The following is a 1019-nucleotide window of genomic DNA, read 5'->3' as shown; positions in this document are numbered from 1 at the left end:
CGTACGCGCGGTGTCACGCGGTGCTGGCGGTGGACGCGCCGGAGCGGGAGCGGGTGTTGCGGCCGGCGTTCGAGGCGGTGTTGGCGGATCTTCGGGTGGCGTCGGTGGCGGATCGGCGGCGGCGGTCTGCGGCGCTGGTGGGGTCGTTGCCGCGGTGGCAGGCGGTGGCGGATGCGGTCGTGGAGCGGGCTGTGGCAGGCTGAGGGGTGAACGCGACTGGCGGCACGGGGATGGGCAACCATCGGGGAGCTCGGCGCGGGGGTCGACCGCCTGGGCCTCCGTGGGCGGGGTGCGGCATGTCTTCTTCGGGTTCGACGACGGCGCGGTTGCTGCCGGGTGCGCCGGTGGCGGCGCAGGTGTTGGCGGAGGTCGCCGAGTCGGTGGTGGCGTTGCGCGCGGCGGGGGTGACGCCGGCGCTGGCGACGGTGCTGGTGGGCGATGACGACGCGAGCGCGGGTTACATCCGGATCAAGCAGCGGCAGGCGGCGGAGCTGGGTTTCGTGTCGCCGCACGTGCATCTGCGGGCGTCGGCGTCGCAGGCGGATCTGCATGCGGTGCTGGCGGATTTCAACGCGGACAAGGCCGTGCACGGGGTGCTGGTGCAGTATCCGATTCCGGGTCATCTGGACTATGACCGGGCTCTGGCGGAGCTGGACCCGGACAAGGACGTGGACGGGATGCATCCGGTGAACATGGGCCGGTTGGCGTTGGGGTTGCCGGGTCCGTTGCCGTGCACGCCGGCGGGTATCGAGGCGTTGCTGGCGTTCCACGGGGTGCCGGTGGCGGGCCGGGAGGTGGTGATCCTGGGTCGGGGCGCCACGTTGGGTCGGCCGTTGGCGATGTTGCTGGCGCAGAAGCGGCCGACGGCGAACGCGGCGGTGACGGTGGTGCACACGGGGGTGCCGGACTGGCCGCGGTACACGCGGCGGGCGGACATCCTGGTGGCGGCGGCCGGGGTGCCGGGGATCGTCCAGCCGGAGCATGTGCGTCCGGGTGGTGTGGTGGTCGGCGGTGGGGTG

Annotated in this window: 1 protein-coding gene and 1 pseudogene; both read left to right on the top strand. The window is 73.2% G+C overall.

Annotation, left to right across the window (positions count from 1 at the left end):
- Positions 1 to 203 (top strand): annotated as a pseudogene (locus F8274_RS30700) (hypothetical protein); the annotation flags it as partial.
- 93 nt (positions 204 to 296) lie between these two features.
- Positions 297 to 1019, top strand: a 723-nt coding sequence (locus F8274_RS30695) for a bifunctional 5,10-methylenetetrahydrofolate dehydrogenase/5,10-methenyltetrahydrofolate cyclohydrolase (RefSeq protein WP_151465895.1), incomplete at its 3' end; no start/stop codon positions are given.

Origin of the sequence: Micromonospora sp. AMSO31t (assembly GCF_008868175.1) — a bacterium.
Lineage (GTDB): Bacteria > Actinomycetota > Actinomycetes > Mycobacteriales > Micromonosporaceae > Micromonospora.
The sequence above is the reverse complement of the archived record's forward strand: the minus strand, read 5'-3'. Positions and strand labels throughout refer to the sequence as shown.